Source organism: Clostridium saccharoperbutylacetonicum N1-4(HMT) (assembly GCF_000340885.1).
Lineage (GTDB): Bacteria > Bacillota > Clostridia > Clostridiales > Clostridiaceae > Clostridium > Clostridium saccharoperbutylacetonicum.
This window is the reverse complement of the sequence record NC_020291.1, coordinates 3573462-3599937: the sequence shown is the minus strand read 5'-3', so window position 1 is coordinate 3599937 and position 26476 is coordinate 3573462. Positions and strand designations below refer to the sequence as shown.

Here is a 26476-nt window from a genome sequence, read left to right as displayed (position 1 = left end):
TCTCAAGAGTGTATGCAGATTCTATTTATAAGTTTGATTATTAAATTGGATATCAATAAGCAATAGCTATTAAAATGGGGGAGAAGGATGAAAATAAAAAATATAGAGGTATTTGAAATTTCAGTACCATTAGTAACACCTTTTAAAACAGCATTAAGAACCGTTGAAAAGATTAATGATATAGTTGTAAAAATAACAACTGATACTGGAGAAATAGGTTATGGTGAAGCTGCACCTACAGCTGTAATAACTGGTGAAACAAAAGAATCAATAAAATCAGCTATTATTAATTATATTAAACCTTCAATTATTGGACTAGATATAGCTGAGTTAGAAGTTATAATGAAAAAACTGCAAAATAGCATTTTAAAAAATACTAGTGCTAAGGCAGCAGTAGATATGGCTATATATGATTTATATGCCAAAAAATATGAGGCACCATTATATAAGATTCTTGGGGGATATAGAAATGAAATCACAACAGACATTACCATTAGTGTGAATGATGTATCTGAAATGGTAAACGATAGTATCAAAGCTGTTAAAGATGGATTTAATATTCTAAAAATTAAAGTTGGAAAAGAAAGTGAAAAGGACATAGATAGAATAACAGAAATAAGAAAAGCGATTGGAGAAGACGTTAAGCTACGCATAGATGCAAACCAAGGCTGGACAAGCAAACAAGCAGTCAAAATAATAAGTAGATTAGAGGACAAAAACATCAACATCGATTTGGTAGAGCAACCAGTAAAATATTGGGATTTAGAAGGTATGAAGTATGTTACTCAAAATACATACACAAGAATATTGGCAGATGAAAGTGTTTTTTCTCCGTTAGATGCCTTAAAGATAATCCAAGAAAAAGCAGCAGATTTAATAAATATAAAACTAATGAAAACAGGTGGAATATATAATGCATTAAAAATTTGTGATATTGCAGAAATGCATGGAATAGAATGTATGATTGGTTGTATGCTAGAAAGTAAGATTAGTGTAAGCGCTGCGGCAAATCTTGGAGCTGCTAGGAAAATAATTACTCTTGTAGATTTAGATGGCCCAGCACTTTGTATGAGTGATCCAATTATTGGTGGTCCAATTTTTAAAGGAAGTTCTATTAAAATGGTAGATAGAAATGGGATTGGTTTCGATAATATGATAGAAATTTAGGAGGTACTATTTAAAAAGTATTTAAGAATGGTAGAGTATTTTGATAAAGAAATTTTAATATATATAAATATAAATAATTATAGTAAAAAGGAATTCTACTTAATTAATAAATGAAATTTAACAAAAATTATGAGATTTATTAAAAACGTTTGATTTTAAAAATTATTATTTTAAATTAAAATTAAGGAGTGTGTTATTGTGATAAGACCAAAACACTTAAAGAAAGGTGACAAAATTGGATTAATAGGTTCATCTAGTCCAACTCCACAAGATAGAATAGAACCATCGATTAGAGCTATGGAAGCTTTGGGGTTAGAAGTAATTTTAGGAGAAAGTTGCTTGAAAAACCACGGATATCTATCAGGGACAGACGAAATTAGGGCAAATGATATAAATAAGATGTTTGAAGATAAAAGTATTAAGGGCATATTTGCAATAAGAGGTGGTTACGGAGCTCCTCGAATTTTAGATAAATTAGATTATGATATGATTAAGAAAAATCCAAAGGTATTTGCAGGATATAGTGATATTACAGCTCTCCATAATGTGTTTAATCAAAAATGTGAACTTATAACGTTTCATACACCAATGCCATCAACAGAAATTTATAAAGGTATTGATGAATACACTTTAGATTATTTCAAAAAAAACATATTTAGTGATATTCCACTAGGTGTAATTAAAAATCCAGATGGTCAAGATTTAAAAACTTTAGTAACTGGAGAGGCAGAAGGGATTTTAGTTGGAGGAAATCTATCATTAGTTGCTTCTTCTTTAGGTACACCTTATGAAATTGATACAAGAGGCAAAATATTGTTTCTAGAAGAGATAGAGGAATATCCATATAAAATTGATAGAATGTTAGTTCAGTTAAAATTAGCAGGAAAATTTAAGGAAGCAGCCGGAATTATTTTAGGGGCATGGACAAATTGCGAAGCAAAAGAAGGTGATAATAGTTTAACTCTGATGGAGGTTTTTGAAGAAATAATTATACCAGAAAATAAAACTACAATTTATAATCTAGCTTGTGGACATTGTATGCCAACTATAAGTCTTCCTTTAGGTACAAAGATTAAAATAAATGGATATAAAAGTGAAATAATTATGTGATCTTCTATTACGTGATAAGTAAATATGAATAGAATTCTTTTGATATATTAGCAAAAATATCTGTAATGCATAATATATTCTTACAGGAGGTGTTTTTAGTGAATATAAATTTTCACTACTTCACAATTAAAGCTCTTGCAAGAATATCTGGTTTTGATGAGATGGAAGCTCAATTGATAGCTGAATACTCTCAATTTGTTGATGATTTTCACCAATTTTTAGAGGAACCAATTAAGTGCAGCTGCGTTCCAGAAAGTGCAAAGTTTTTATGTAAGGATATCTATGATAAAGAACTAGATATGTATGTAAGAAAATTCATTCCTGTAAATACCGGATTTGCTGGTGTTAATATTATATTTGCTGCCTCAAAAACTCTTCAAGAAAACGCATTGATACCCTTTCATTTTATACCAGAAAAACAACTTAATTATATAAATAATAAATCTAGAGGAATAGAAAACTATCGTGTTAAAAAAATGCAAAAAACATCTTGTTTATTAAAGTCACTTTTAGATTATACTGCATTTTTATATAAAAATAATATTGGTGCTATTATTAATTTAATTCGAATTGGTATAGTAGTGCACATTTTTGCAGACACATATTCTCATCAAAAGTTTTCAGGATATTGGGGATGGGAAAATTCTTCAAGGGTTATCAAAGTAATAGATAATTTAACAAAAGAAGATATCACAGCAAAGTATAGAAAAAGACTCCTTGATAATCTTCCAGCAATAGGTCATGCTAATGTAAATACAGTTCCTGATGATAGCAATATCTCATTTACTATAAATTTTAAGATAGACAAAAATGATTCATTATATATGAAAGAATATAGTAGAGATAATACAAAAGAATTTTTAATAGCATCAATAAATATTATTAATTATTTACGATACTGTAAAGGTAATAAACCAATTAGTAAAGAAGAATGGAATATATTAAAGAAAAAATTAATTAAGGGGTTTTTGTTCCCTAAAAAAAGTGTCAGCTCATTAACAGTTCACTGGTCAGAAATTTTTAATGAGCTTGAATTTTACTACGATGAAAGAGAATTAAATAAGCCTTCAGATAATTTTTTTGATTTTAATATCTGTGCCTATGAATTTAAAGAGATTATTTTAGGTAACTTATCTTTTCCTAGTGAAATTTTTTATTCAAATAATTAGACTTAAATGTAGTTATCTAATAATAGAAATAGTAAGACTTCTTGTTTTTGCTGAAATCAGTATAGTTGTAGCAAAAGTGAGAAGTTATTATTTTGTATATTATTATAGAAAGACATTTTTAGAATAAAATGAATAGAAATAACTAAAAAATATTTTGAGAATTTTCAGAAAATACTGTATAATCAAAATAAGAAAAAATTTAATATTTTTAGTCGAAATATATATTTATTTTATTAAACTTCATTAAGGCGAAAATATTAGTTGCTACCAGGATATAAAATGTTATTGTAGAGAGGAGTAATTTAGATGAGTAGACTTGAAATTTCAACGCCCAACAGAGCTCAAACTGTAGTTGAAGGTCTTTATAAAGACTTAGAACGCCGTATTATTGCTAGTCCTCCTGGCCTCTGTCCAGTAGATATGGCAGCATCTTTTTTAAAACTTTGTCATGCTCAAACTTGCGGAAAATGTGTTCCTTGTAGAATTGGATTAGGGCAATTAGAAAGTTTGCTTAATGATGTTTTAAATGGAAATGCATCCTTAGAAACGATTGACTTAATAGAGAAAACAGCTCGAGTAATATTAAATTCTGCTGATTGCGCAATTGGCTATGAAGCAGCTGATATGGTACTAAAAGGAGTAACTGGATTCAGAAGTGATTATTTAGAACATATTATAAATGATAGATGTATTTGTAATTTGGATCAACCAGTTCCTTGTGTTGCATTATGTCCTGCAGGTGTAGATATCCCAGGCTACATAGCATTAATTTCAGAAAAAAGATATGCTGATGCAGTTCGTCTTATTAGGAAGGATAATCCTTTCCCAACAACTTGTGCACTAATTTGTGAACATCCATGTGAAGCTAGATGTAGAAGAAATATGATAGATGATTCTGTAAATATACGAGGTCTTAAACGTTATGCTGTCGATCATGCAGGAAAAGTTCCAGTACCAGCATGTAGTACAGCAACTGGTAAAAGGGTAGCTATAATTGGTGGAGGACCTGGTGGCTTAAGTGCTGCTTACTTTCTTTCTTTAATGGGGCACAAAGTAACTATATTTGAAAAACGTGAAAAACTTGGAGGCATGCTTCGTTATGGTATTCCTAATTATCGTCTTCCAAGAAAACGTTTAGAAGAAGATATTGAAGCAATTATATCTACAGGAGTGGAAATAAAGACTGGTATTACAATAGGGAATGATGTTTCATTGGCAGATTTAAAAAATGAATATGATGCAATTTATATTGCTATTGGAGCACATACAGATAAGAAAATAGGAATAGAAGGTGAGGAAAGTAAAGGTGTTATTTCAGCTGTAGAAATGTTAAGAGCAATTGGTGATAATATTTTACCTGACTTTACAGATAAAGTTGTTGTTGTTGTTGGAGGAGGAAATGTTGCAATGGACGTTACTAGATCTTCAGTGCGTTTAGGTGCAAAAAAAGTTCTTAATGTATATAGACGTAGAAAAGTTGATATGACAGCTTTACCAGAAGAAGTTGAAGGAGCTATTGCTGAATGTTGTGAAATATTAACTTTAAAGGCGCCTATAAAGATTGAAAGTGACGAAAATGGACAAGTTTCTGCATTATGGGTAAAACCTCAAATGATAAGCAAAATTGACAGTTATGGACGTCCTACAATTGTGGATTCAGATGAAGATGAAATTAGAATTCCGTGTGATATTGTTATTGTAGCAATAGGACAAGGAATAGAATCTCGGCACTTTGCTGAACATGGAGTACCTGTTAAAAAAGGAGTAATTGAAGCTCTTAGTTCAAGTGGAATTGAGAACAGTAAAGGAATATTTGCAGGAGGTGACTGTGTAACTGGCCCAGCAACTGTAATTCGAGCTATTGCAGCGGGTAAAGTAGCAGCAGCAAATATAGATGATTATTTAGGGTTTAATCATATTATAAGTGTAGATGTTGATATACCAACAGCAAGACTAGATGATAGACCTGCGTGTGGAAGAGTAAATATGCTTGAGAGAGATGCAATGGAACGAAAAAATGATTTTGAATTAATCGAATATGGAATGTCTTGTGCAGAAGCGCACCAAGAATCATTTAGATGTTTGCGATGTGATCATTTTGGATATGGAGTATTTAAGGGAGGGAGAGTTGACAAATGGTAAATTTAAAAATAGATAATATAACAGTTGAAGTTAATGAGGGAACTACCATTTTAGAGGCCGCTAAACTCGCTGGAATTCCAATTCCAAGTCTTTGTTATTTAAAGGGTATAAATGAAATAGGGGCTTGTCGTGTTTGTGTTGTTGAAGTAAAAGGAAAAGATAAATTACTTCCAGCTTGTAATAATATGGTGGAAAGCGGAATGGAGATATTGACTAATAGTCCTAGAGTTAGGGAGACACGTAGAACTAACGTAGAGCTTATTCTTTCACAACATGATTGTAATTGCGCATTTTGTGTTAGAAGTGGTAATTGCAATTTACAAACAATTTCTAACGATTTAGGGATACTTAGCTTAAGTTATGATAAAAATGTAGAGCCATATATATGGAATGAGAGTTTTCCTTTGATACGTGATGCTGGAAAATGCATAAAATGCATGCGTTGTATTCAAATTTGTAATAAGATTCAAAGCTTAAATATTTGGGATGTTGCAAATACAGGTTCTAGAACTACGGTAGACGTTTCTTATAATAGAAGAATAAAGAATTCTGATTGTTCATTATGTGGGCAGTGCATTACACATTGCCCTGTAGGGGCATTAAGAGAACGAGATGATACAGTAAAAGCATTTTCTGCACTTGCTGATCCAGATAAGATAACTGTAGTACAAATAGCGCCTGCTGTTAGAGCTGCATGGGGAGAAGCTTTAGGTCTAACTCGTGAAGAAGCAACTGTCAATAGATTGGTATCAGCATTACGAAGAATGGGATTTAATTATATTTTTGATACTAATTTTTCAGCTGATCTTACTATAATGGAAGAAGGAAATGAATTTATTGAAAGAATATCTAATAAAGAAAACAACATATTCCCTATGTTTACATCATGTTGTCCAGGCTGGGTTCGCTTCTTGAAATCTCAATATCCTGATATGGTTGAACAACTTTCAACTGCAAAATCTCCACAGCAGATGTTTGGAGCAGTGGCAAAAAGTTATTATGCAAAAATATTAAATGTAGATCCATCGAAAATTTTTAGCATATCAGTTATGCCATGTGTTGCAAAAAAACATGAAGCTGAAATTCCTGTTATGAATGATGCAGGGGCAGGTCAAGATGTTGACTTGGTTCTTACAACACGTGAAATAGAAAGAATGATAAGAGCAGAACACATTATTTGTAAGGATTTAAAAGAGGAAGAGTTTGACATGCCTTTAGGAGTTAGTTCAGGAGCAGGTGTAATCTTTGGATCAACTGGTGGAGTTATGGAGGCCGCTCTTCGTTCAGCTCATTTTATCATAACTGGAAAAAATCCTGATCCAGATGCATTTAAAGAAGTTAGAATAAGTGGAGGAATAAAAGAAGCAGTTTTTGAAATAGCAGGTTCTTCAATAAAGGTTGCAGTAGTAAGTGGACTTGGTAATGCGAGAAAACTAGTTAAAGCTATACGTAAAGGAAAGGCACACTATGATTTTGTTGAAGTAATGGCATGTCCAGGAGGGTGCTCAGGTGGAGGAGGGCAACCAATTGCAGATGGGTTAGAACTAGGAAAGGAACGTGCTGATAATTTATATAAACTTGATAAAAAGGCTGAACTAAGATTTTCACACGAAAATCCTTCTATTATACAACTTTACGCTGATTACATGGAGAAACCTTTATCACACAAAGCTCACAAACTTCTTCATACAGATCATAATGCATGGATTATGCCACTTTCGCCAAGAAAAGACTTCGGTGACAATGATGATGAATAAAAAATAATAGATTAAAAAATGTAACCTGTGAATATCATATTCACAGGTTACATTTTTTAATCTATTATTTATCGAAATAATTTAATATTTATTTAGGGAATTATAGTAAAAAGGGAATATAATGTAATTTAATATGAAATTAAATAGAATTTATTATTTTAGTAGATTTTTTATTAAAAATTAATTTGATTTATAGTATAATAACAAAATGAAGCAAGACATAATTATGAATGACTAGAAGCGAAAGTAGGAATAAAACGATGAATTTTAAAACTCATATAAACGGTGGAGTATTAATAGGCTTATATATTGGATCGCAGATAACAAAAAATGATATTCTCTCAGCAGGCGTATTTTTTGGAGGAACAATTATTGGAAGTTTATTGCCAGATATTGATCACAGAAATAGTTATATTGGTAAAAAAGCAAAAGGAATATCAAAAACTATAAATAAACTAGCTGGACACAGAAAATTATTTCATGCACCATTGATGTATTTGCTTTTATACTCAATCAGTGCTGGTATACCAATGAAAAAAGTGTATTTTATTGGAATTACAGGTTTATTTTTTGGAATATTATCTCACTTAATACTTGATAGTTTTACAATTGGTGGTCTGCCGTGGTTCTATCCGTTTACTAAAAAGAAGTTTTCATTAGGGAAAATTAAAACAAATAGTAAACTAGAAGATGTTTTCTGTGGAATTTTAATTTGCATAAACGTGGTGATGCTATTAGATTTACTAAATATAACATCTATATTTACTTTTACTCAAAATTATAAAAGTAATGTAACCCAAGGAATTAGGAACATTATTATAAATACAAAATAATACTATAAGAAAAAGGAGATTAGTAACTATTTGTGTAGTTATCAATCTCCTTAAATTAACTTAGTGTGTAAGGTTAATATTTGATTTATCAGTGTTTTTAATTTCTTTAAGTGCCAAGTAACAATATATTATAGAGATAATATAAAATATTACAATGAAATTATCTATTTCCATTCCTGATATATTTATAAGAGCTTCAAGAAGCAGAGGTAAAGTAATTGAATAAAAGCCTAATGTACAAGCCGTGGTGTAATTTGATTTTATACTCATGATGGAACTAATTAATAAACTCATAGGTCCTATAATAATAAATACCGCTGCTAAATTTACAAGGAAAGAGACAATAGGATTAACAATTAAAAGTATTACTGGTAAAATTACTTTTAAAATAAGTAATATTTTAGCGATACTGCTATTTGTTAGGTTTATATCGCTATACTCTGAAAAATCAACAGTATAAATTGTAGTATAATTTTGCCTGTAGACAAGCTTGCTTGAGTTTATATAAATACCATTATTATACTGATTTAAAGCTGAGGTATCTGTTTTGTTAACTGTATCTATAATAAGCATATCTCCATTATGTTTATAATAAAAAGGTTCTTTTGAATCCATAGATAATTGTCCATTTTTAAATTCGAAGCTTGGAACTTTATTAAGAACCACTTCATGTATATCTGATATTTGAGAATTAAATGTGTCAATTATCTTAAAATTAGTTAATGTTGAAAATATTAAAGTAACAAGAAAAATATATAAAACAGATTTTCCAAGTCCTTGCGCTAAAAATTCTTTATAGGCAGTAAAATCAAAAAAACTGAATACAAATTTATGCCTAAATCCCATTTTGTTTTTCAATGAAAGACCTCCTTAAATTTTGTGTACAACAAATTGGTTCTTGCTAATTATAACATATTAAGCTGAAATACAACAGAAAGTTTGCATATTTAAATTAAATGTGTTATCATAACGCTTGTAAAATATTGCTTGGTTATTTTAGAAATGCTCAAGTTAATATATATTTTATGTTTACCTATAACTAAATATGGACAGTTCATTAAGACCATCCTGTCCTTAAACAAAACTAGGCATTGTAATTTTAGATTTTTTAAATTTAAGATTAATTTTGTTGTTCTAGTTTTAGATATAACAAAATTAGTCTTTTTATTATGTTTAAAATTAATTACTGTATAATAGGCGTGTTTTGTTATAAGAATATAAACGAATTAGAAATGTTATGTGAGGAGAAAAGTATGTTTAAAATTAAAAGTGAAGTACAATTTGATATGGCTCATTATTTAAGTGGCTATGACGGGAAATGTTCAAATATACATGGACATAGATATAGATTAATTGCTAAATTAAAATCTGAGACACTACATAAAGAAGGGCAACTTAGAGGAATGGTAGATGATTTCTCTAATTTTAAAGAAGCACTAAAGCAAATAGAAGAAGAATTTGATCATAAGTTAATTATTGAAAATAATGAAGAAGGAAAGGTACTATCAAAAAAATTATCTGAACTTCAAAATAATTTTGAAATAAGTTTTGTGAATTATAGACCTACAGCAGAAGAAATGTCTAGGGATATTTTTAATAGATTGAAATCAAAAGGTTTATCTGTATGTGAAGTTGAATTATTTGAAACTCCTAACAATAGCTGCATATATACAGAAGATTAAAATTGGAGGATTAATAATGTTTAATATTGTAGAAAAATTTATATCTGTTGATGGAGAAGGTCCTAGTTCAGGCGAACTTGCTACATTTATAAGATTTCAAGGGTGTAATTTGCGCTGCACTTGGTGTGATACCACTTATTCATGGGATAAAAGTAGTATTTGCGAGATTTTAAGTGCTGATGAAATTTATAATTATATAAAAGAAAACAATGTAATAAATGTAACATTGACAGGTGGAGAACCACTTATTCAGAAAAATATTGATGAACTGTTAAAATTATTAAATGATGATGAAAATTTAAAGGTTCATATAGAAACAAATGGTGCAGTTGATATAGAACCATTTAAAAAGATTTATAATAGTAAAAATATATGTTATATTGTAGATTATAAGCTACCAAGCAGTCAAATGACTAATAAAATGAGTAATAATAATTTAAAAGTGATAGGAAAATCTGATGTATATAAATTTGTCATAGGTAGTATTGAAGATTTAGAACATGCTTATGATATTATTATCAGAAATGATTTAACAAGTAAATGTATTGTTTATTTTAGCCCAGTATCGGGAAAAATAGACCTTAAAGAAATTGTAGAATTCATGAAAAATAAGCGATTAAACAAAGTTAGATTACAAACACAGCTTCATAAAATTATTTGGGATAATAATGCGAGAGGTGTTTAATAAAACTCTATGAATGGATTAATTTGATTAGTTTTGCGGATGTAAGGAGGCTTTTTATGCCAAAAAAAATTGATACAGATAAAATTGAGAAATGTATAAGAGAAATTTTAATTGCATTAGGTGATGATCCTAATAGAGAAGGTTTAATTGATACACCTAAGCGAGTAGCTAAAATGTATGAAGAAGTTTTTGCTGGAATGAATCTTACTAATGAAGAAATTGCAAAAATGTTTGGAACTACATTTGAAAATGAAGAGTATGTACCTGAGAACTATAATAATATGGTTGTAGTAAAAGAGATACCTATTCATAGTTATTGTGAACATCATTTAGCACTTATGTATAATATGAAGGTTTCAGTTGTATATATACCTAAGGAAAAAATAATAGGACTTAGTAAGATATCTAGGATAGCAGATATGGTTGGAAGAAGACTTCAACTTCAAGAAAGAATTGGCAGTGATATAGCTGAAATAGTAGCTATGGCTACAGGAAGTGATGATGTTGGTGTTCTTATTACTGGTGAACATGGTTGTATGACTTCAAGAGGGATTAAGAAACCTGGTTCTGTTACCACTACCACGACTTTTACTGGAAGATTTGAAAATAATGATATGTTAAGGCAAGAAGCTTTAATAATTATGAAATAATTAGAATTTGTATGCAAAAATGGAGGAAGTTGAATATGAATAGAAAAGCTGTTGTTGTGTTTAGCGGTGGTCAAGATTCAACCACATGTTTATTTTGGGCACTTAAAGAATTTGAAGAGGTAATAGCTGTAACATTTAATTATAATCAAAAGCATAAAAAGGAAATTGAATGTGCAACTGCTATAGCTAAGGAATTAGGAATTGAACATCATATATTAGATATGGAATTGCTAAATCAATTAGCACCAAATGCGCTTACAAGAGATGATATTGAAATCAAAGCAGGTGAAAATGGAGGCCTTCCATCAACATTTGTAGAAGGACGTAACATGTTGTTCTTAACTTTCGCTGGAGTATTAGCTAAAGTTAAAGGTGCAAATCACATTGTTACAGGAGTATGTGAAACTGATTTTAGTGGATATCCTGATTGTAGGGATGTATTTATTAAATCTCTAAATGTTACTTTAAATTTAGCTATGGATTATAATTTCGTTGTCCACACACCTTTAATGTGGATAGATAAAGCAGCTACATGGAAAATGGCAGATGATTTTGGAAAGTTAGATTATGTAAGAGAAAAAACTCTTACTTGCTACAATGGAATTATTGGTGACGGTTGTGGTGAATGCCCAGCTTGTAAACTTAGAAGAAGGGGTTTAGAACAATATTTAGAAAGTAAAACTAAATAATTATATTGTAAAAATGCAACAGTGAACAAGTACGAGTTTGCAATGAAAAGTCTAATGACTTTTCTAGTATTATAATTATATTATATGATAAGGAGTAAATCATGAGTGAAAGTGGAAGAAAATCGAAAGAACTTGAAGGAATAAGCTTACTTGGAAATCAAGGGGTAAAATATGATTATGGATATAACCCAGAGGTACTAGAGGTTTTTGATAATAAACATCCAGATAATGATTATTTTGCTAAATTTAATTGTCCAGAATTTACTAGCCTTTGTCCAATTACTGGTCAACCAGATTTTGCAACTATTTATATTAGCTACATTCCTAATATAAAAATGGTAGAAAGTAAATCTTTAAAATTATATTTGTTTAGTTTTAGAAACCATGGAGATTTCCATGAAGATTGTATGAATATAATAATGAAGGATTTAATAAAGTTAATGGATCCTAAGTATATTGAAGTATGGGGAAAATTCACACCAAGAGGTGGAATTAGTATTGATCCATATTGTAATTATGGTATGAAGGGAACCAAGTTTGAAGAAATGGCAAATTACAGAATGATGAATCATGATATGTATCCAGAAAAGATAGATAATAGATAATTTGGGCAGTTAAGAGTTAGGAGTTAAGCGTTATGAGTTAAGGGAGTTACCCCAAAATTCGTAACTCTTAACTCAAAACTTCTAACTGGATCTAGCGGGGGGATTTTTAAATTGAGTAAAGTTATAGTTATAGGAGCAGGTCCAGCTGGAATGATGGCGGCATTGGAAGCTTCAAAAAAACATGATGTTATTTTAGTCGATGGGAATGAAAGGATAGGAAAGAAATTATTTATAACTGGTAAAGGCAGATGTAATGTTACAAATGCAAAAGACATATCAGAGTTTTTTGATTATATTCCAGGTAATTCTCATTTTTTATATAGTTCTTTGTATACTTTTACTAATAAAGACACTATGGAGTTTTTTGAAAATGAAGGGATTAAGTTAAAAGTAGAAAGAGGAGATAGAGTATTTCCGTATTCAGATAAATCTTCAGATATAATAAGAGGATTATCAAATGCATTGAGTAGAACCAATGTGAAAATAAATTTAAATTCTAGGGTTACAGATATTAAATTTAAGGATAAAAAGATATTAAGTATTAAAATTAACAATAATGAAGAGCTAATTGGTGATTATTTTATTTTTGCTACAGGAGGAGCATCGTACCCTCTCACTGGTTCTAGGGGAGAAGGTCAAAAGTTTGCTCAATTGTTAGGGCATAAAATAATTCCAATGACACCAGCGTTAGTTCCAATAGAATTTGTAGATCAAAAAGTTAAAGAACTTATGGGATTATCCTTAAAAAATGTTGAGATAATAATTAAAGAAAATGATAAAAAAGAAGTATATAAGAATTTTGGTGAAATGTTATTTACTCATTTTGGCGTTTCTGGCCCAATTATTTTAAGTGGGAGTAGATTTATAGAAAAATGGAAAAAATATAGATTGCATATTGATTTAAAGCCTGCTTTAAATTTAGGAGAACTTGATAAAAGGATTCAAAAGGATTTTGGTAAATATTTAAATAAGGACTTTAAGAATTCTTTAGATGAATTACTTCCTCAAAAATTAATCCCAATTGTTATTGAAAGAGCAAATATTCCTGAAAATAAAAAAGTTAATGAAATAACTAAGGAAGAAAGAAAAAATTTAGGTAGAGTAATTAAGGATTTTGATTTTGATATTAAAGGATTACGTCCGTTAGAAGAAGGAATTGTAACAGCTGGTGGAGTAGATATTAAAGAAATTGATCCTTCTACAATGAAATCAAAATTAATTGACAATCTTTCCTTTGCTGGAGAAGTTATGGATGTAGATGCTTTTACTGGAGGTTATAATGTTCAGATTGCCTTCTCAACTGGTTACATAGCTGGAAATAATATACACCTATAAAAAGAGTGGCTATGCCACAATAAGGATCTTAATATAAAAAGAGCAGCTATGCTGCAACAACGGAACTTATAGAAAAAGATTTGTCTGCCAAAATACGCACATATAAAAAAAGTGGCTATGCCACAATACGGATCTTATATTTATATAAAAAGAGCAGAAAGCTAAATATTTAAATCAGTATAGAATTTTCGATTTTTAAATATCTTCTTGTTTCAGTTGGTAAAAAATTATATAATCTTAAGGAAGACATAAATTTATAGATTCAGAAATGGGGAGAAAGTTTTGAAAATTTCGGTAGCAATAGATGGTCCTGCTGGTGCAGGAAAGAGTACTATAGCTAAATTAGTAGGAAAAGAATACAACCTAATGTACATAAATACAGGAGCTATGTATAGAGCTGTAGCTTTAAAAGCTGCAGAGAACAATTTGTCACCTGAACAAATTAATGAAATTTGTAGTATTGTAAATGATATGGAAATGCATTTTGAAAATGATGATTTAATTTTAAATGGTGAAAATGTTCAAGATCAGATAACTACACCTGAAATAAGTAACATAGTATCAAATTATGCAAGCATTCCAGAAGTAAGAACAATGCTTGTAAAACTTCAGAGAGACATGTCTTATAAATTCAATGTAATTATGGATGGTAGAGATATTGGTACCGTTGTACTTGAAGATGCAAACTTTAAATTCTTTTTAACAGCTAGTCCAGAGGAAAGAGCTAATCGAAGATTTAAAGAACTAAATAATAGAAATATAGAATGCTCATATGATCAGATATTACAGGACATAATAGAAAGAGATTATAAAGATACTCATAGAGCTACAGATCCATTAAGGAAAGCTGATGATGCTATTGAAATTGATACAACTAGTTTAGATATAAATGGAGTTGTTCGAACAATAAGCGAGTATATAAAAAAAGGAAAGTAACAGGGAGACAAACATGAGTGATGTTCTTTTAGCTAGAAATGCGGGTTTTTGTTTTGGAGTACAAAGAGCAGTAGATGAAGCATTAAGAATCCAAAAAGAATATAATAAGAAAATATATACTTTAGGTCCATTAATACATAATAATGATGTAGTTAAATTTTTAGAAAATAATAATATATATTCAATAGAATTTGAAGAGGTAGATAAATTAAGTGTTGGAGATGTAATTGTGGTTAGATCTCATGGTGTTTCTGAAATGATTTTGGATTATCTTGAGAACAAACAATTTACAGTTATAAATGCAACATGTCCTTTTGTGACTAATATTCAGAAGAAGGTTAAGAAATATTCAAAAGAAGGTTATCATATAGTAATATTAGGAGATAAAAATCATCCAGAAGTTATTGGGATCAATGGTTGGTGTAATAACAAAGCAATAATTACTAAAGATGGAACTTTTGAAGAACAGATTCCCCAAAAAGTTTGCCTAGTTTCACAAACTACAGAAAAAATGAAAAATTGGGAGAATACATTAGTAAATTTAAGTAGAGTTAAAGAATTACTAGCTTTTAATACAATTTGTTCAGCAACAGAAGTTAGGCAGAAAAGCACCAATCAAATATCAAAAGAAGCCGATGCTATGATAGTTATTGGTGGAAAAAATAGTTCTAATACTACAAAGTTATATCAAATTGCAAAAGACAACTGTATTAATACAATTCATATAGAAAACTTTAAAGAGTTACCTAAGGATTTTATTAATAAAAATATAAAAAAAATAGGAGTTACAGCTGGTGCTTCAACACCAGATTGGATAATTAGGGAGGTACTAGATACTATGAATACAGAAAACAATGTAAACACTGAAAATCAATTAGACTTAATGAACCAAAACGATATTAAGGTTATAATTGGAACTGAAGTTGAAGAAAAAGTAATATCAAAAAATAATGATGGAATTGTAATTGAAATGAATGGATATGGGATTGATGGGATCATTCCATATAATGAATTAACTACAAAGGGCGATTCAAAATCTTTAGCAGATTCTATTAATGTTGGAGATTTAATAAAAGCAAAGGTTATAAAATTGCAAAATAACGATGGCTTTGTAGTTTTATCAAGATTAGAATATGAAAGAGAAGAAGCTTATAAAGAACTTGAAAAGTTATTTACTGAAGGTACAATTTTTGAAGTGAATATTAAAGAAGCAAGAGAAAAAGGATTGGTTTCAGATTATAAAGGGGTAAGGATTTTTATACCTGCTTCTCAAATTGATATAAGATTTATTCAAAATAAAGATGAATTCGTTGGAAAGAATCTTGAAGTTAAGTTAATTGATTTTTCTTTAGGTAAACCAGTAAAAGTGGTAGCATCAAGAAGAGTATTATTAGAAGAAGCAAAGAATGCTGAAGAAGCAAAAGCATTAGAAAATATTAATATTGGAGATGTAGTTAAAGGTGAAGTTAAGAGATTTACTAACTTTGGCGCATTTATTAATATTAATGGTATAGATGGATTATTACATTTATCACAAATTTCATGGAATCATATAAAAAATGCTGGGGATGTATTAAAAGAAGGTCAAATTATAGATGTAAAAGTAATAGATCTAGATAAAGAAACTAAAAAGTTATCTTTAAGTATGAAAGAACTTATGCCAAAACCATGGGATAATGCTAAAGAAAAATACCCTGAAGAATCAATTGTTTTAGGAAAAGTAGTTAGACTAAATGATTTTGGTGCTTTTGTTGAATTAGAACCAGGTGTTGATGGTTTAGTTCATATTTCAAAAATATCACATAATAGAATTGAACATCCATCAGAAGTATTAAAAATTGGTCAAGAAATCAAAGCAAAAATCTTAGGTGTAGATGAAGAAAATAAGAGAATAAGTTTAAGTATAAAAGATGTATAAATAATACTTCGTAATTTATAAGAAAACTTTTCTTTAAAAAATAGAAGCATATAAATTCGAAAATACTACAAAATAGCATATTTATTTTGTAGTATTTTTAATATTTATATTTAGTGTATTAGGAGGTAATTTATTTATGAAACAAAATAAAATTGCAAAAGTTAAACCCTTGATTGAAACGAGATATTTAAAGTTATATGAAGCGGAATACGAAAATAAAGTTGGTGATATAAGAACATGGACAATAGCATCTAGGAAAGATAATGAAACTATTCAGCAGAAATTTTTTGAAAATAAAAAGGATTCACCTGATGGAGTAATAATAGCAGCTTATCATAAAGAACTAAAAAAGATAGTTATTATAAAACAATTTAGAATACCATTAAACAGTTTTGTATATGAATTGCCAGCAGGTCTTATCGATCCGGGTGAAGATGCTAAGAGTACCATTGGTAGAGAATTAATGGAGGAAACGGGTCTTAAGATAGTAGATATTATTAAAAATAGAAGTATTGAACAGGTTTATGTATCAGCAGGAATGACAGATGAATCATTAGCATTTACATATTGTACATGTGAAGGTGAAGTAAGTGATGCATATTTAGAGGATGATGAATGTATTGAAACTCTATTAGTATCTCAAGAAGAAGCCGTAGAATTAATTACATCTAAGGATAAGTTTGATATCAAATGTTATTTATTACTTCAAAGTTTTGCATTGTTGGGAGAAGAACTTTTTTCTGAAGCATAGTCAAAAAAGTAGGACATATATTATTTAATAATTATGACCTACTTTTTTGTTCTATTATTTAAATTTTGAATGTATTACTTAATAAAAGAATTTGCTGCAAAATATAGCAGGAAAATAAATGAAGTGCTATACATGATTTTAGATACTTCCTTACCTTTGTTATGGCATAGCTTACACAACGGATATAGGATAAAACCTAAAGCTATTCCATCTACGATACTATATGTTAATGGCATTAATATAATGGTTACAAAGCTTGGAAACAATTCACTTAAATCATTAAAATCTATATTCTTTAAATTCTGACTCATTAGACATCCGATTATTATAAGAATTGGTGCCAATGCTACATCAGGTATTAGAGAAATAAATGGTATAAAGAATATTGATAATAAAAATAGCAAACCTGTAAACATACTAACAAATCCTGTTTTTCCACCAGCTGTAATACCAGCAGTACCTTCAACAGTCGATACAGCAGGGCTTGTACCGCTAAGTGCGCATATTATAGTAGAAAATGAAGTACACATTAATGCTTTATTAGTTTTATCAGGAGCTTTAAGTAAATCTGAAACTTGACTATGAAGTATACCGATATTTTCAAAAACCAATACTAATGTTAATGAAAAGGTTCCTATCCAGAATTTAACTGTGCTTAATCCACTAAAATCTAATTTGAAGAATATATCATTATATTCATTGAAATTAGGCATTGTATAATGAACATTGTTTAAGTTAATTATACCTAAACACATACAAAGTAATGTACCTAAAGTTATTGAAATCAAGAAACCTCCAGGCACATTTTTTAAAAATAGTATTAAAGTAATAACCATAATAAGCATAAAAGCTATAACTTCTGGACTGGTAATATCACCAAGTTTTAACATGGTGGAAGCATCTGATACGATGATTTTTGATTTTTGTAAACCAATAAAGGTTATAAATAATCCTATACCAACAGTAATAGCCTGCTTTAAGTTATAGGGAATAGCTTTCATAAGATGCTTTGATAATGGCGTAATTGCTATCATCATAAATATTATTCCTGAGATAAAAACTGAAGCTAATGCTTGATGATAATCTAGACCAAGAGTACGAATTAAAGTATAAGTAAATAATGCATTCACTCCCATACCTGGCATAATTATCAGTGGGGTGTTGCTTACAAATGCAACTAGTAGACAGCTTACAGCTGAGGAGAGTGCTGTAGCTATAATTAGTGGTTTAACAGAAATACCTCCATCGCTTAATATATTTGCATTTACAATAATTATGTACATTGATGCAACAAAAGAAGTTAGTCCTGCTAAAATTTCGCTTTTAATTGTAACTTTGTGTTTTTTTAGTTTAAATAATTTTTCCATCCTTTCAACCAACTTTCAAATCTCCCTCACCCACCCGCACAAAAAGTGCATGTTTATTATAACATTAATAAAATATATGTCAACTCTGAGTTCCTATTTTGGTATTAACTTTAAAGATTGTATTAAATAAGAATTTATATATAAAAATAATGGTATTGTTTTAGAAATAGTAGTAAAATATTATTTAATACTAATAAATGGGGGCGTTTATATGAATCTGGAATTTGAGCAAATAAGCAAAACAAGGATAATGATAAATTCGTTATGTATATTTACAAACATTAAAGAAAATAATGTGATAAGGAAATATAAAGCATTATTAAAGTATATAGAAAAAGATAAAATATCTGCTGAGAAAGCTATAAATCTATATAATGATTTTATTTATTCTTTATTAGATGTGACAAGCAATACTTGCTTTAAAAAATTTATAATAGATATATTGTTTTTAGACAGTAATCCTTTTACAAGGATTATTGATAATAATAATTTAAATAACATCAGCATATTAAATCAAGTGAAATATGAGCTTGAAGCTTTAGAATATATAGCTAATATCAAATCCTCTAATATTAAAGAAGTAATTATATCGAAAAGCAAAGCTAAGACTTTTCAAATAGATATAATTCAATCACTGATTGATTTAAAACTTGAAGATGATGAAGCTGAATCAGAAAAAGCTATAAATAAGTTAAAAAATCGTATTGTTTCTAATAATAATTGGGCACAATATTTAGATGAGATTATAAGTTTTTATAATCAATATGGTACAGGGGAATTTGGAGAATATAGGGCTTTTGTTTGGGAACATGAAAATGATAGAAAGTATCTTAGGGGAATAAAAACTCCAGATCCAGTGAGATTACAAGATTTGGTTGGATATGAAGATCAAAAAGAAACGATTATAAGCAATACTAAGCAATTTTTGAAAGGTTATCTAGCTAACAATATTCTATTATATGGTTCAAGAGGAACAGGAAAATCATCGACAGTTAAGGCTATTATAAATGAATTTTATAATGAAGGGTTACGACTTATTGAAGTTGATAAAAGTAAACTAGTAGACTTTACTAGGATAATAAGAATTCTTAAGGATAAAAAACTAAAATTTATAATTTTTGTTGATGATTTAGTCTTTGAGGAAGGGGAAGCAAGTTATTCAGCGTTAAAAACTATATTAGAAGGTGGAGTAGAAAATAGATCAAATAACATATTGATCTATGCAACAACGAATAGAAAACATTTAGTTAAAGAAACTTTTAGTGAAAGATCCGGTGATGAGATTCATGCAAATGATGCAATAGAAGAGAAGTTATCTTTAGCTGATAGATTTGGTATGACAGTATCATTTTATTCTCCAGATCAAAAAGAATATTTAACAATAGTTGATAATATAGCTAAAGCTAGAGGGTTAGAGGTTGATAAAGAATATTTGCATAAAGAAGCATTAAAATGGGTAAGATGGTATAATGCTCGATCACCAAGAACTGCAGTTCAATTTATTAATTGGTTTATTGGTGAAATGAATTAATAATTTTCTTTGTATACATAACTATCGCCATAACACTAATACTATAAATTAGATGGGAGGTGATTAGAGTGTCTAAAGATAAAAAAGAAAAACTGATTTTACAATCTGGTAGTATGTCACAGTCGAAAGTTAAATCTTATGTTGAAAAAGAAAGAGATGAATTAAGGACAAAAAGAGTTTCTAGAGGTAAAGATATAACAATAAATAATAAATATTAGAATGAACTAATACTTATACAAAATGCAAAATATTCTGAAGAATATTACCATAGATATTCTTCAGAATATTTTTAGTTCTAAGTATTTTTTGCCAATGTGAAAGCAACACTAAAAGTAGTACCTTCAGCTTTAGAACTTTTAACAGCTATCTTACCATTATGAGAATCCGCTATTGTCTTTCCAATAGCCAGTCCTAAACCATAACCATCTTTTTTTCTGGCTCTTGATTCATCTATTCGATAAAAGCGTTCAAATATATAGGGGATTTTTTCTTTTGAAATAGGTTCACCTTCATTATTAATCGATAGTACTGCTTTATCTTGAACTTTAGTTAAGGTTACTTTTATAGTACCTCTTTCCTTTGAATATTTTATTGCATTATCAATAAGAATACATACTAATTGTTTTAATCTATTATTGTCTCCATTTATATAAAGGTCTGAAGTTATTTCGCTATCAATTAATTTTTCCTCTTCAAAAGCAACTGATTCAAAGGGAAGAACACAGTTCCATATGATATCACTAAAATTTACTTTAGACAGAACAATATCATTTTTATTAGCATCAGATTTTGCTAAAAATAAAAGATCATTAACCAAAGTTGTCATTCTTTCTCCTTCAGCTTTAATATAATTAATCCATTTAACTTGATTATATATAGTGTCCTCTTTATGTGATAAAACAATATCAGCATTTGCTAATATAACTGTAAGTGGAGTCTTTAATTCATGAGAAGCATCTGCAACAAATTGCCTTTGTTGTTCCCAAGATTTCTTTATTGGCTTAACTGCCCAATTAGCTAAGTATAAACTAACAATAAAAAAAGCAATTAAACTTCCAATTCCAACTAAAATAAATGTTTTTAATAAAGAGTTTAGGGTGTTTATTTCTAAATTTCTATCAGTAAAGGCAATTTTCACTCCTTTTTCATTTGGATATTTTAGAAATCGGAAGTTTTCATTTTGAATTATTCCTTTTAAATTTGCATTTGCTAAAGCAGAATTTACTAATGTATTTAAGGTGACAATATCTGATTTATCTATATTATTGTAATATACATTAGTTATATTGTTGTTGATATCTAATTGAACTGCAAAAGAAATAATTTGTGGTTGTGGTGGAAGAGAATCAACATTTTGTTCTCCGATGTTAATTTGTTTTTTTAATATTTCATTTTCCTGTTCAATGGTTTTTTGAAGAGTATCATTACTTTCTCGTACAAGTCTATTACTGGTAGAAATGTACACAGCTCCAAAAGTAAAAATAAGAATAATACTTATCAAAATCATGTTAATAAGGACAAACTTCTTTTTTAATTTATTAATCATTTTTTATTTTCTCCTAAATGATATCCTATTTTTCTAACTGTTTCTATTGTTACAGTTGAACCTAAAAAGAAAAACTTCTTCCTTAAAAATGAAATATATACTTCAACATTATTATCTTCAGCATTAGAATCAGAACCCCAAACCTTTAATATCAAATCTTCTTTTGTAATAATACTGGTTGGATTAGACATTAATAATCTTAAGATTTCAAATTCCTTTAAACCTAAGCGTATTGATTTACTATTACATAAAAGTGTATTTGTAGATTGATTTAAAACTAAATCTCCAAATTTAAGTTCATTAGAAACTATTTCGCCTTGCCTTCTTGATAATGCTCTAACTCTTGCAAGTAATTCTTCGGGCGAAAAAGGTTTTGTCAAATAATCATCAGCTCCACAATCGAGGCCGGTTACCTTATCTGCAATTTCATCTTTTGCAGTTAATAATATTACAGGTGTCTTTTCATTATTTTCTCGCATTTTACGAACTATTTCAAAGCCATTCATTTTAGGCAACATTACATCTAATATAATAACATCATATATACCACTCATTGCATAATCATATCCAGATTCACCATCATTAACTATATCAGCAATATATTTATTTTGAATCATTATTTGGCCTAAGGCTTCAGCTAATCTGATTTCATCATCAACTATAAGTATTCTCATATGGTTTTACCTCATTTCTTAAATAAATATGCATTTGAGATTTTATAATTAGTTTTAATGTTAATGTAAAAAAATAAAATCTTAAATCACACAAAGGATAAATATCTGTAAGTCAAATTATCGTTCCTTATATATGCAATTTAATTTTAGCATAGTTTCCTTAAATTAACCTGAAATAATTCTTTAAGACTAATTTAAGGTTAATGTTTTACAATACAGACATAAACAAGAACAAAACAATAAATAATTAGAAATAAAAGCATTGATATTAAAAGTTATCAATGATAATAAAACTATTTTTGAAAGAAGGAATTAATATGATAAGAAAAAAATATAACAAGATTATAGCAGTTTTAGTTGCAAGTTTTATAATAGGAAGTACTTTTGTTGGATGTGCAAATAAAACAGCTAGTGCTGAGGTGACTTCAACAACTGTAACAGCAGAACAAAGTAAAAATACTACATTACTTGGAAAAGTTAAAGGAATTGATGGAAGTAAAATTACTATCTCTTTAGGAGAAGAAATTACTACAACAAATTCAAATACAGCCAATGGACAAGGACAAAATTCTGCCCCCCCAGATAAGCCAGTAGGCGAAACAAATACTCAAAACAACAATTCAGCACCACTTGATAAAACAGCTGGAGATCAATCAGTAGATGGTCAAGGGACTGGAGATAATAGTGGAACGCCTCCAGAAATGCCACAAGGTGATGGAGCACCAGGAATTGGGAATTCAAGTACAACTACATTTAAAACAAATGGAGAAGAAAAGACTATTGAAATTAAAAATGAAGGAATTATCTCGGTAGCAAAAGGTAGTAAAGCTATAGCAGGTACTTTAGCAGATATAACTATAGGTGAAATATTAAGTATAGATTATGATAGTACAGGAAATGTATCAGGCGTTACTGTAAAATCTAATAATGCTACTTATACTGGAGGAGCTCAAACTGGTAAGCTTACATTAACAGCAACATATTCAGCAAATGGGGAAACAAAAACTTCTGCAAATGAAAAAATCACTGCTACTACGGCAGACCAAAATGGGGTATTAGCTGCCAATGGAGGAAATATAAATATTTCAGGAGCTTCTATTAATAAATCAGGAGATACAACTTCTGAAGATGAATGTAATTTTTATGGAGTAAATAGTGGAGTAGTTGCAGCAGGGGCTAGTAATATAACAATTAGCGACAGTACAATAAACACAGATTCTGAAGGTTCGAATGGAATTTTTGCAACAGGTGATGCATCTATAATAAATGTTTCAAATGTAACTATTAATACAACTAAAAATTCTTCAAGAGGTTTAGATGCAACTTATAATGGAACTATAATTGCTAAAAATACAAAAGTAAACACTCAAGGAACACATTGTGCTGGACTTGCTACAGACAGAGGTGAAGGTACAGTTCATTTAACAGATGGAACAGTTAAAACAACTGGAACTGATTCGCCAGCAATATATTCAACTGGAAACATTACAGCAAAGGATTCTAATCTTACTGCTACAGGATCAGAAGCAGCAGTAGTTGAAGGAAAGAACTCAATTACATTAAATAATTGTACAATTTCTGGTGAGAAGAAAAATGGAGTTATGCTTTATCAAAGTATGTCAGGTGATTCAGGTGTAGGAACCAGTTATTTTAACATGACAGGTGGAACTCTTACATCAGTAGAAGGTGCATTATTCTTTATCACAAATACTGATTCTGAAATTAATTTAAAAGGAGCTACCTTAAAGAATAGTTCAGGAGTATTATTAAATGCAGCAGCTACCTCAAGATGGGGGAATCAAGGATCTAATGGTGGAAATGTTACATTAAATGCTGACAGTCAAACACTTGAAGGTGCAATAACTTGTGATAATATCAGTACTGTTATTTTAAATTTAAAAAATAACTCAACATTAATAAGTACAATAAATACTGATAAGACAGCAAAATCTGTTACAGTAGCATTAGATAAGACATCAACTTGGACAGTAACAGGAACTTCATATATAGCTGTTTTGTCTGATGAGGATACAGATTTATCAAATATTAAAGACAATGGAAATATAATTTATTATGATGCATCTAACAGTACAAACAGCTGGTTAGGTGGAAAGACTATAACATTAAGCGGTGGCGGAGAATTAAAGCCACTTCAATAAAATTTAGTTTGCAAATAATAAGTGGATTCAAAATGTGTAAATACATCTTGAATCCACTTATTGTTAAATAACTCATTAATATTTTTTGAGTAACTAATCTTATAAATATTTTTCTTCATATCCAGATATAATAAGCCTATAGTGTATATAATTTCTTTAAATTGTGATAGAATATAAAGACAAATATAAAATAAATTGATTTATAACGATAATTGTTATGACAATAAGGAAAGGATATTAATAATGTCTATAAACAGAAGTGCACCAGAAAATTTTTATTATGATAATGCAGAAAAGACTAATAAAAATTTTATTTATAAAAACCTTAGAAGAAGTAAGTGTTATAATTGTAATTTTTCATGTTCAAATTTTGATTATGCAAATTTAAGAGGGGCTCACTTTAAAAAATGTAATTTTTTTAGATGTAGTTTTAAAGGAGCTGAATTTGTCGGATCAAATTTAAAAGGTTGTAAGTTTAAAGAAGCTAAATTTGAAGATACAATATTTGAAGAAGTTAACTTAGATGGTGTTGATTTTAGTGATGCAAAATTTAAAAATACTATATTTTTAGGTTGTGACACAACAAAAGCAAAAAATTTAAATGAGAACACTAAAGGTATAAGAATATTTGATGAAGTTCCTGAATTAGAAATAAGTGAGGATTTAGAGAATATAGTAACTGGCTTAATGGATAATCAATATATTAAAAAATCTAGGGTATTTGATACAAAGGATGGAAATATTAATAAATTAACTTTGCTTAGATTAAGTGAAATATTTGATGAAAAAACCTTAATTGAAGGATTTCATTATATAAAATATGAAATTGATAGAGATTTTTATACTTTAAGCTATGTTATTAGATTGATAGAAAATATGCACAATTAAACATTAAGGAGGGTTTTTATGAGTAAGGAAAATGGTAATAAAAAAATTACAATTACTGAGGAACAAGCTTCTAGAGCTGCTGAGGCTATATTAAATTCATGGCTAAGATCAGATGAAACTGTTTCGACCAATAAAGACTCTACAAAGAAAAAATAAAATAAATACATAATACGAGTTCAGGAGTGTTTTTATTAAAACCTCCTGTTTTTGATTTTTTAAAGAAATTCAGAAATAATTTGGCAATTAGCTGATAATTGATAATCGAACTTTGATAATTGAAACATATATATAATTCATAGGAATATTAATTTTGGAAGGAAAGCTTTTTGTGTTAAATAATAGTGTTTGTAAAATAAGCGAAGGTTTTGCTAGAAGAAAATTTAATAAAGAAACCCAAAATACAAACGTATATAAGATTTATACTGAAGAAATCATCCTTAAATACAAAGATAGTTATAAACGAATATTAAAGTTAACCAATGATAAAACTAAAACTAAATTTATTATATATAACAAAATTATAAAGTGGTATAAAAATGAAAAAAATATTAATATTACGATGGAAAAAATTTTTGTAAAAAGTAAACTAGGTTCTTATAATTGTGGTGGATGTGGAATTACTGCATCATTTTTAGCAGGATTAGCGTCTAGCGGAATTATTTATTACATGGATCATTTTATAAATGAAATTAGTCCTTTATTATTTCCTTTATACTTTATTACAATTTTAAGTTTTGGTACTAAATGCCTTTCTAGTGAAGATAAGAAGGTTGAAATGTATAATATGTTTTTAGAAGTATTGGAACATATAGATTATGATAAAAATGATAATTGAGGATAAATAAAATACGGATAGAAACAAGCTAAACTACACAATATATT

Annotated in this window: 25 protein-coding genes; 21 read left to right on the top strand and 4 right to left on the bottom strand. The window is 28.9% G+C overall.

Features of this window, described 5'->3' with window-relative positions:
• Nucleotides 1–87 precede the first annotated feature (87 nt).
• From CSPA_RS16070 to CSPA_RS16045, 6 genes are all read left to right on the top strand, one after another.
• On the top strand, nt 88–1167 hold the full coding sequence (locus CSPA_RS16070) for a dipeptide epimerase (RefSeq protein WP_015393390.1): 1080 nt from the start codon (nt 88–90) through the stop codon (nt 1165–1167).
• A 198-nt stretch (nt 1168–1365) separates the two neighbouring features.
• Complete coding sequence (locus tag CSPA_RS16065; protein ID WP_015393389.1) at nt 1366–2277, top strand: S66 peptidase family protein; 912 nt, start codon at nt 1366–1368, stop codon at nt 2275–2277.
• Between the two features lie 98 nt (nt 2278–2375).
• Nucleotides 2376–3446 carry a DUF6765 family protein gene (locus tag CSPA_RS16060; protein ID WP_015393388.1) on the top strand — a complete coding sequence of 357 codons (1071 nt, stop codon included), beginning with the start codon at nt 2376–2378 and terminating at the stop codon, nt 3444–3446.
• Between the two features lie 306 nt (nt 3447–3752).
• Complete coding sequence (locus CSPA_RS16055; RefSeq protein WP_015393387.1) at nt 3753–5588, top strand: NAD(P)-binding protein; 1836 nt, start codon at nt 3753–3755, stop codon at nt 5586–5588.
• Entirely contained in the window at nt 5582–7345 is a 1764-nt protein-coding gene (locus tag CSPA_RS16050; RefSeq protein ID WP_015393386.1) for an NADH-dependent [FeFe] hydrogenase, group A6, read from the top strand. The genes CSPA_RS16055 and CSPA_RS16050 overlap by 7 nt, the downstream gene beginning before the upstream one ends.
• 260 nt (nt 7346–7605) lie before the next feature.
• Nucleotides 7606–8178, top strand: a complete 573-nt coding sequence (locus CSPA_RS16045; protein WP_015393385.1) for a metal-dependent hydrolase — start codon at nt 7606–7608, stop codon at nt 8176–8178.
• Between the two features lie 60 nt (nt 8179–8238).
• On the opposite strand, the gene CSPA_RS16040 is transcribed toward CSPA_RS16045, so the two are convergent.
• The gene (locus CSPA_RS16040; RefSeq protein ID WP_015393384.1) at nt 8239–9036 is read right to left on the bottom strand and encodes a DUF1189 domain-containing protein; all 798 of its coding nucleotides are present in this window, start codon (nt 9034–9036) and stop codon (nt 8239–8241) included.
• Nucleotides 9037–9431: 395 nt separating this feature from the next.
• On the opposite strand from CSPA_RS16040, the gene CSPA_RS16035 reads away from it, so the two are divergent.
• From CSPA_RS16035 to CSPA_RS15995, 9 genes are all read left to right on the top strand, one after another.
• The gene (locus CSPA_RS16035) at nt 9432–9860 is read left to right on the top strand and encodes a 6-pyruvoyl trahydropterin synthase family protein (protein ID WP_015393383.1); all 429 of its coding nucleotides are present in this window, start codon (nt 9432–9434) and stop codon (nt 9858–9860) included.
• 16 nt (nt 9861–9876) lie between these two features.
• Entirely contained in the window at nt 9877–10545 is a 669-nt protein-coding gene (gene queE / locus CSPA_RS16030; RefSeq protein WP_015393382.1) for a putative 7-carboxy-7-deazaguanine synthase QueE, read from the top strand.
• A gap of 56 nt (nt 10546–10601) precedes the next feature.
• Complete coding sequence (gene folE / locus CSPA_RS16025) at nt 10602–11195, top strand: GTP cyclohydrolase I FolE (RefSeq protein WP_015393381.1); 594 nt, start codon at nt 10602–10604, stop codon at nt 11193–11195.
• A 35-nt stretch (nt 11196–11230) separates the two neighbouring features.
• The gene (gene queC, locus CSPA_RS16020) at nt 11231–11884 is read left to right on the top strand and encodes a 7-cyano-7-deazaguanine synthase QueC (RefSeq protein ID WP_015393380.1); all 654 of its coding nucleotides are present in this window, start codon (nt 11231–11233) and stop codon (nt 11882–11884) included.
• Nucleotides 11885–11985: 101 nt separating this feature from the next.
• Complete coding sequence (gene queF, locus CSPA_RS16015) at nt 11986–12489, top strand: preQ(1) synthase (protein ID WP_015393379.1); 504 nt, start codon at nt 11986–11988, stop codon at nt 12487–12489.
• 111 nt (nt 12490–12600) lie between these two features.
• A complete protein-coding gene (locus CSPA_RS16010) occupies nt 12601–13824 on the top strand; it encodes a BaiN/RdsA family NAD(P)/FAD-dependent oxidoreductase (protein ID WP_015393378.1) in 1224 nt (407 codons plus the stop codon).
• Nucleotides 13825–14106: 282 nt separating this feature from the next.
• On the top strand, nt 14107–14760 hold the full coding sequence (cmk, locus tag CSPA_RS16005) for a (d)CMP kinase (protein WP_015393377.1): 654 nt from the start codon (nt 14107–14109) through the stop codon (nt 14758–14760).
• Nucleotides 14761–14773: 13 nt separating this feature from the next.
• The gene (locus tag CSPA_RS16000; RefSeq protein WP_015393376.1) at nt 14774–16678 is read left to right on the top strand and encodes a bifunctional 4-hydroxy-3-methylbut-2-enyl diphosphate reductase/30S ribosomal protein S1; all 1905 of its coding nucleotides are present in this window, start codon (nt 14774–14776) and stop codon (nt 16676–16678) included.
• A 136-nt stretch (nt 16679–16814) separates the two neighbouring features.
• The gene (locus tag CSPA_RS15995) at nt 16815–17429 is read left to right on the top strand and encodes an NUDIX hydrolase (protein ID WP_015393375.1); all 615 of its coding nucleotides are present in this window, start codon (nt 16815–16817) and stop codon (nt 17427–17429) included.
• A gap of 74 nt (nt 17430–17503) precedes the next feature.
• On the opposite strand, the gene CSPA_RS15990 is transcribed toward CSPA_RS15995, so the two are convergent.
• Nucleotides 17504–18796 carry an NCS2 family permease gene (locus CSPA_RS15990; protein WP_026106375.1) on the bottom strand — a complete coding sequence of 431 codons (1293 nt, stop codon included), beginning with the start codon at nt 18794–18796 and terminating at the stop codon, nt 17504–17506.
• A gap of 211 nt (nt 18797–19007) precedes the next feature.
• On the opposite strand from CSPA_RS15990, the gene CSPA_RS15985 reads away from it, so the two are divergent.
• Nucleotides 19008–20327 carry an ATP-binding protein gene (locus tag CSPA_RS15985; protein ID WP_015393373.1) on the top strand — a complete coding sequence of 440 codons (1320 nt, stop codon included), beginning with the start codon at nt 19008–19010 and terminating at the stop codon, nt 20325–20327.
• A gap of 68 nt (nt 20328–20395) precedes the next feature.
• Nucleotides 20396–20545, top strand: coding sequence for a hypothetical protein (locus CSPA_RS30245; protein ID WP_015393372.1), 150 nt, complete (start codon nt 20396–20398; stop codon nt 20543–20545).
• A 77-nt stretch (nt 20546–20622) separates the two neighbouring features.
• Here CSPA_RS30245 and CSPA_RS15980 read toward each other — a convergent pair whose 3' ends face one another.
• On the bottom strand, nt 20623–21873 hold the full coding sequence (locus CSPA_RS15980; protein WP_015393371.1) for a sensor histidine kinase: 1251 nt from the start codon (nt 21871–21873) through the stop codon (nt 20623–20625).
• Nucleotides 21870–22547, bottom strand: a complete 678-nt coding sequence (locus CSPA_RS15975; RefSeq protein ID WP_015393370.1) for a response regulator transcription factor — start codon at nt 22545–22547, stop codon at nt 21870–21872. The genes CSPA_RS15980 and CSPA_RS15975 overlap by 4 nt, the downstream gene beginning before the upstream one ends.
• Nucleotides 22548–22864: 317 nt before the next feature.
• Here CSPA_RS15975 and CSPA_RS15970 point away from each other — a divergent pair, with 317 nt between their 5' ends.
• The 4 genes from CSPA_RS15970 to CSPA_RS15960 all read left to right on the top strand — a co-directional run bounded on the left by CSPA_RS15970 (nt 22865) and on the right by CSPA_RS15960 (nt 26429).
• Nucleotides 22865–24706, top strand: coding sequence for a replication-relaxation family protein (locus CSPA_RS15970; RefSeq protein WP_015393369.1), 1842 nt, complete (start codon nt 22865–22867; stop codon nt 24704–24706).
• A 243-nt stretch (nt 24707–24949) separates the two neighbouring features.
• Nucleotides 24950–25594, top strand: a complete 645-nt coding sequence (locus CSPA_RS15965) for a pentapeptide repeat-containing protein (protein ID WP_015393368.1) — start codon at nt 24950–24952, stop codon at nt 25592–25594.
• Nucleotides 25595–25612: 18 nt separating this feature from the next.
• On the top strand, nt 25613–25750 hold the full coding sequence (locus tag CSPA_RS30240; RefSeq protein ID WP_015393367.1) for a hypothetical protein: 138 nt from the start codon (nt 25613–25615) through the stop codon (nt 25748–25750).
• 172 nt (nt 25751–25922) lie between these two features.
• Nucleotides 25923–26429 carry a hypothetical protein gene (locus CSPA_RS15960; protein ID WP_015393366.1) on the top strand — a complete coding sequence of 169 codons (507 nt, stop codon included), beginning with the start codon at nt 25923–25925 and terminating at the stop codon, nt 26427–26429.
• Nucleotides 26430–26476 lie beyond the last annotated feature (47 nt).

Excerpts from the sequence above, each read along its gene's own strand:
- CSPA_RS16070 (WP_015393390.1), top strand. The coding sequence starts at position 88 with ATGAAAATAAAAAATATAGAGGTATTTGAAATTTCAGTACCATTAGTA.
- CSPA_RS16055 (WP_015393387.1), top strand. The coding sequence starts at position 3,753 with ATGAGTAGACTTGAAATTTCAACGCCCAACAGAGCTCAAACTGTAGTT.
- CSPA_RS16050 (WP_015393386.1), top strand. The coding sequence starts at position 5,582 with ATGGTAAATTTAAAAATAGATAATATAACAGTTGAAGTTAATGAGGGA.
- CSPA_RS16045 (WP_015393385.1), top strand. The coding sequence starts at position 7,606 with ATGAATTTTAAAACTCATATAAACGGTGGAGTATTAATAGGCTTATAT.
- CSPA_RS16035 (WP_015393383.1), top strand. The coding sequence starts at position 9,432 with ATGTTTAAAATTAAAAGTGAAGTACAATTTGATATGGCTCATTATTTA.
- queE (WP_015393382.1), top strand. The coding sequence starts at position 9,877 with ATGTTTAATATTGTAGAAAAATTTATATCTGTTGATGGAGAAGGTCCT.
- folE (WP_015393381.1), top strand. The coding sequence starts at position 10,602 with ATGCCAAAAAAAATTGATACAGATAAAATTGAGAAATGTATAAGAGAA.
- queC (WP_015393380.1), top strand. The coding sequence starts at position 11,231 with ATGAATAGAAAAGCTGTTGTTGTGTTTAGCGGTGGTCAAGATTCAACC.
- queF (WP_015393379.1), top strand. The coding sequence starts at position 11,986 with ATGAGTGAAAGTGGAAGAAAATCGAAAGAACTTGAAGGAATAAGCTTA.
- CSPA_RS16000 (WP_015393376.1), top strand. The coding sequence starts at position 14,774 with ATGAGTGATGTTCTTTTAGCTAGAAATGCGGGTTTTTGTTTTGGAGTA.
- CSPA_RS15995 (WP_015393375.1), top strand. The coding sequence starts at position 16,815 with ATGAAACAAAATAAAATTGCAAAAGTTAAACCCTTGATTGAAACGAGA.
- CSPA_RS15990 (WP_026106375.1), bottom strand. The coding sequence starts at position 18,796 with ATGGAAAAATTATTTAAACTAAAAAAACACAAAGTTACAATTAAAAGC.
- CSPA_RS15985 (WP_015393373.1), top strand. The coding sequence starts at position 19,008 with ATGAATCTGGAATTTGAGCAAATAAGCAAAACAAGGATAATGATAAAT.
- CSPA_RS15980 (WP_015393371.1), bottom strand. The coding sequence starts at position 21,873 with ATGATTAATAAATTAAAAAAGAAGTTTGTCCTTATTAACATGATTTTG.
- CSPA_RS15975 (WP_015393370.1), bottom strand. The coding sequence starts at position 22,547 with ATGAGAATACTTATAGTTGATGATGAAATCAGATTAGCTGAAGCCTTA.
- CSPA_RS15970 (WP_015393369.1), top strand. The coding sequence starts at position 22,865 with ATGATAAGAAAAAAATATAACAAGATTATAGCAGTTTTAGTTGCAAGT.
- CSPA_RS15965 (WP_015393368.1), top strand. The coding sequence starts at position 24,950 with ATGTCTATAAACAGAAGTGCACCAGAAAATTTTTATTATGATAATGCA.
- CSPA_RS30240 (WP_015393367.1), top strand. The coding sequence starts at position 25,613 with ATGAGTAAGGAAAATGGTAATAAAAAAATTACAATTACTGAGGAACAA.